We start from the raw sequence: 4,462 nt of genomic DNA, 5'->3' as shown, positions 1-4,462 counted from the left end.
GCGATGTGTCAAGGTCATCGAGGGTTGGAATTACTCGAATACCCCTTCGGCAAGGCGCAAGTGGTTGCGCAGGAAGGCCTCGGCCTCGGCCGCAGTGTTGCAGTCGATCAAGACCATAAGACTGCCCTTCGGCAAAAGCGCGCCGCCAACGATGGTTACCGTGCCGGGCGCCTGAGGATCGGTGGCGATCCAGATCGCCAGCCGCGCCGGTTTCTTGCCGTTGCCGCTACCCAGCGTGATCACCTTGCGCTCGGTGACCGTCAGGTCTCCGAGGAAAGGCGGAGGCGTGTCGGCGATATTGTCCTGGGCTGTGTCCAGGACGAGGACTTCGCTGCCGTCCTCTATCCGGTCCGTCGCCACCATGGCATCGACGAAGCGGCTCTCGTCCTTCGTCCCGGAGGTAAAGAAGCGCATACCCCGATTGACCTCGGTGGTGTCGTCCGGACCAAGTGTCATGGTGTAAGTGCCGTCTTCGGCGGTAAAGGTGCGCACACCGGCGATGTCGACCACCTGACCGCGGTTGGCGGCCGGTGCCGGCACGACTTCATAGGCGGTTTGGGCAAGGATCGGGGAAGCCGTCATCAAGACAGCGACGGCGGCAAGGCCGGCAAACAGACGCATGGGCTTGTCCTTGAGTTACTTGGCTTCCGGCGCCTGGGTCGGCGGACCTTCGGCCGAGGACGAGGTCGCGCCTTCGCTGCCGAACTTTGGCAGGAGATCGTTCGGGACCTCGACGCCGAAGATCTCCTGCGGCGCTTCCTTGGCGCCCAGCTCCTCGCGGACGAAATGCCAGGCCTTTTCGTTGGAGCAGGCGCAGACGCGCAGCTGATTGTTCTGGTCGCGCCAGATCAGCAGGGGATAGCTGACGGCAACCTTGTTGCGGCGCAGGAGTTCGTTGAGCTGGTCGTTGAAACTGCGGCCAGCCCCGACCACGGCGGAACGGGCCAGGCTGTCATCGGCGATCGGCAGGCCTTCGGCCGTCCAGGTCTCGTCGGTCGACATATGCCAGACCTTGTAGAAGTTCCAGTTCCGCGTCAGCCAAAGCTCGGCGATGGTGGAGCGTTCTTCCGGCGTGGAGCGAATATTGCCGGCCTGGTCGGGCAGGGCGAAGACGACGATACGGGGTTCGATGTTCGATGCCTGGAACTTGGGCAGTTCCTTGTCTTCGTAGTCGTTGCAGGTCTTGCAGCTGCGATAGGTGACCAGATACAGCGACTTTTCCTGCGGACCCGGCGTCAGGTAGTCGACCTGATTCAGCAGCTTCTGAATGCGCGGCAGGTCTTCGGTGCTGGTGATGGTCACCGGAGCATAGCGGATGAACTGGTCCCAATAGATCCAGTAGCCGGTCCCGATTATCGCCGGGATCAGCACCACCAAAGCCATCAGCCACAACAGGACTTTCCTGTTCATCCAAACCCCCGAAGCGCTTCTGCCCGATACGCGCAATATACGACACTATAGTCGCTAAAGCCCCGGCCGCATAGCTTAACCATACTGCGGCAAATTCATACAGATTTACAAATGGTTAATATAAAAAATCCATCAATATGTGGCGGGCGGCGCCATCAACCCTGATTTAACATGGCGAACAGTGCAAAAATCACACACAGGATACTGCTGGCCCACAGCGCCAGATACGGAATCATCGCCTTGGGGCGGCGGCGGTCTTCATTGGGCGTGTTCGGCGTAGGCTCGGTCATGGCGGCAAGCTAGCATCATACCTGCCGGCTTGCCAAGCCGGGCGAACCTGTTCAGATCAGGGACCTATGGCGAAGCTGCATATCATCGATGAGCTGATCTACGAACGGGCCCCGCGTCTGGTGGCGTCGCCCGTCTGGCCGCTGGTCAAACCAGTGCTGTACGCGATACTAGGCTATCCCAAGGCGCGGCACACCGCCGACGCCGTGTCCGGCCTGTCCGGCGTGGCGGCTTTGGATTATGTTTCGGCTCTGTTGTCGCTGGATGTTCAGGTTCGCCACATCGAGCGGATCCCTACCTCCGGGCGGTGTGTGGTTGTGGTCAATCACCCGACCGGCATTGCCGATGGCATCGCCGTTTACGACGCCCTGCTGCGGGTACGACCGGACGCCATCTTCTTCGCCAATGCCGACGTCTTGCGGGTCAATCCGCGGTTCGGCGAGGCCATCATCCCGGTGGAATGGGTGGAGGCTAAACGAACGCGCGAAAAGACCCGTGCCACCCTGAGCGCGGCCAGGGCCGCCTTCGAGGCGGAGCGCTGCGTGGTGATGTTCCCGGCCGGGCGGCTGGCGCGACGCGACGCTCACGGAGACCTGGTCGACCCGCCATGGGCGCCGACGGCCGTGTCACTGGCGCAAAAATATCTGGCGCCGATCGTGCCGGTTCATCTGGCCGGGCCGGATTCGTTCTGGTTTCACCTGTTCAACCGGTTTTCGCAGGAGCTGCGCGACATCACCCTGTTCCACGAACTGCTCAACAAGGCCGGAAAGCGCTTCGATCTGACCGTTGGCCCGCTGATTGCTCCGAACACGGACGGTATTCACACTGACGGTCTGAAAGCCTATGTCGAAACGACATTGAAGAGCTCATCGGATGCCGTCTATGGCTGAAACCCTTCACCTGCCCGACGAAACTGCCACGGCCGTCCTAGGCGCGCGGATCGCACCGCGGCTGAAGGCCGGCGACGTTGTCTATCTTACCGGTGCCCTGGGCATGGGGAAGTCATCTCTGGCGCGCGGATTGATCCGGGCCCTGACGTCGCCGGATCAGGACGTGCCGTCACCGACCTTTACCCTGGTTCAGGCGTATGACGCCGCGGATTTCACCCTGCTGCACCTCGATCTGTACCGGTTGGAATCCCCGGAGGAGGCCTATGAACTGGGCCTGGACGACGCCTTGCCGTCGTCGGTTCTGGTGATCGAATGGCCTGACCGGCTGGGGCCTCTGGGCTATGACGACCGTCTGGACATCGTGCTGGAACTGGCCGATAAGACCAATCCTTTTGCAGGGCGGATCGCGCATCTGATTCCGCGTGGAAATTTCAAGGGTTAGTATGACGGCCGCTACACCAGACCGCGAGGCGATCAAACAGCAATTTCTGGCCGCTGCGGGCTTCGGGAGCGCGCAACGCCAGCCCTTGCCGGGTGATGCCTCGACCCGTCGCTATGAGCGCCTGATCCGGGACGGCAAATCCTACATGCTGATGGATCAGCCGCCGGCGCTGGAGACTCAGCCGTGTCGACCCGGACAGACACAAACGGACCGTGCGGAGTCGGGTTACAACGCCATGGCGCGCCTGGCGGCCGGGCGCATCGACGCCTTTGTCGCCGCAGCGGGTTACCTGCGGTCGCAGGGTCTGTCGGCGCCGCAATGCTATGAGCTGGATGCCGCCAACGGCCTGCTGATATCGGAAGACCTGGGGGACGACCTGTTTGCCGCCCTGATCGCCAGGGGCCAGGACGAGGAGCCACTGTATATGGCGGCGATCGAGGCCCTGGCGCAGTTGCATGAACTGACCCCGCCGGATGTGCTGCCGGGACAGTTGGGCACGCCGGGCTGGCCGCTTTTGACCTACGACGATCTGGCGCTGAAGACTGGCGCCGGCCTGTTTACCGAATGGTACCCGCGCTATGCCGGCGGAGAGGCCCTTTCGGATCAGGCCCTGGCCGAGTGGGAAGCCCTGTGGTCGCCGCTGCGCAAGCGGGCCGAGGCCGGCGCCACCGCGTTTGCGCACCGTGACTATCATGCCGAAAACCTGATGTGGTTGCCGGACCGTTCGGGTGTCGCCCGCGTCGGCATGATCGATTTCCAGGACGCCTTGCGCGCCCACCCGTCGTGGGACCTGCTGTCGCTGTTGCAGGACGCCCGCCGCGATGTTTCGCCCGAGTTGGAGACGTCCGCGCTGGACCACTATTTCGGCCTGCGCCCGCATGTCGATCGCGAAGCTTTCATGGCCGACTACAACGCCCTGGCGACGCTGAACGAGGCGCGCATCCTGGGCATTTTTGCCCGTCTGGTTGTTCACTTCAATAAGCCGCGCTACGAACAGTTCATTCCGCGCATGTGGCGCCATATCGGCCGCAATGTCGAAGCGCCCGGCATGGAAGGGTTGAAAGACTGGTTCCATGCCTACGGATTCGGCGATAAGCTGAAAGCATGAGTCCTGAAACAGCCTTTATCCTGGCGGCGGGTCTGGGCACCCGCATGCGTCCGCTGACCAATGACCGGCCCAAAGCCTTGGTCGAGGTCGGTGGTCGGGCGCTGATCGACCACATGCTGGATCGGTTGGCGGCAGCGGGTGCGAAGCGCTTCGTTGTCAATGTCCATGCCTTTGCCGACCGGCTGGAAGCCCATTTGCGGACGCGCACGGATCTCGATATCGTTGTCTCGGACGAGCGCGAGGCCTTGCTGGAAACAGGCGGCGGTTTGAAAAACGCGCGGCCAATGCTGGGCGAGGACCCGATCTGGGCGGCCAATATCGATA

7 protein-coding genes are annotated in these 4,462 nt (G+C 62.3%); 4 read left to right on the top strand and 3 right to left on the bottom strand.

Annotated features, from left to right (window positions below):
- Positions 1–30: 30 nt before the first annotated feature.
- The 3 genes from ABI_RS01905 to ABI_RS26405 all read right to left on the bottom strand — a co-directional run bounded on the left by ABI_RS01905 (position 31) and on the right by ABI_RS26405 (position 1,700).
- On the bottom strand, positions 31–621 hold the full coding sequence (locus ABI_RS01905) for a hypothetical protein (RefSeq protein WP_006271122.1): 591 nt from the start codon (positions 619–621) through the stop codon (positions 31–33).
- Between the two features lie 15 nt (positions 622–636).
- The gene (locus ABI_RS01900) at positions 637–1,410 is read right to left on the bottom strand and encodes a hypothetical protein (protein ID WP_006271121.1); all 774 of its coding nucleotides are present in this window, start codon (positions 1,408–1,410) and stop codon (positions 637–639) included.
- Between the two features lie 155 nt (positions 1,411–1,565).
- A complete protein-coding gene (locus tag ABI_RS26405; RefSeq protein WP_006271120.1) occupies positions 1,566–1,700 on the bottom strand; it encodes a hypothetical protein in 135 nt (44 codons plus the stop codon).
- 66 nt (positions 1,701–1,766) lie between these two features.
- Here ABI_RS26405 and ABI_RS01895 point away from each other — a divergent pair, with 66 nt between their 5' ends.
- The 4 genes from ABI_RS01895 to ABI_RS01880 all read left to right on the top strand — a co-directional run.
- A complete protein-coding gene (locus tag ABI_RS01895) occupies positions 1,767–2,588 on the top strand; it encodes a GNAT family N-acetyltransferase (RefSeq protein ID WP_006271119.1) in 822 nt (273 codons plus the stop codon).
- Positions 2,581–3,030: a tRNA (adenosine(37)-N6)-threonylcarbamoyltransferase complex ATPase subunit type 1 TsaE gene (gene tsaE, locus ABI_RS01890; protein ID WP_006271118.1), complete on the top strand. Its 450-nt coding sequence runs from the start codon at positions 2,581–2,583 to the stop codon at positions 3,028–3,030. Before ABI_RS01895 ends, tsaE begins: the two co-directional genes overlap by 8 nt.
- A gap of 1 nt (position 3,031) precedes the next feature.
- Positions 3,032–4,138, top strand: a complete 1,107-nt coding sequence (amgK, locus tag ABI_RS01885; RefSeq protein WP_006271117.1) for an N-acetylmuramate/N-acetylglucosamine kinase AmgK — start codon at positions 3,032–3,034, stop codon at positions 4,136–4,138.
- Positions 4,135–4,462: sugar phosphate nucleotidyltransferase (locus tag ABI_RS01880; RefSeq protein WP_040308497.1), on the top strand; the 328-nt coding region annotated here is incomplete at its 3' end. The genes amgK and ABI_RS01880, both read left to right, overlap by 4 nt.

This window comes from Asticcacaulis biprosthecium C19 (assembly GCF_000204015.1).
Classification (GTDB): Bacteria; Pseudomonadota; Alphaproteobacteria; order Caulobacterales; family Caulobacteraceae; genus Asticcacaulis; species Asticcacaulis biprosthecius.
Note: the sequence above shows the minus strand (reverse complement) of the source record. Positions and strands in the feature narration are given on the sequence as shown.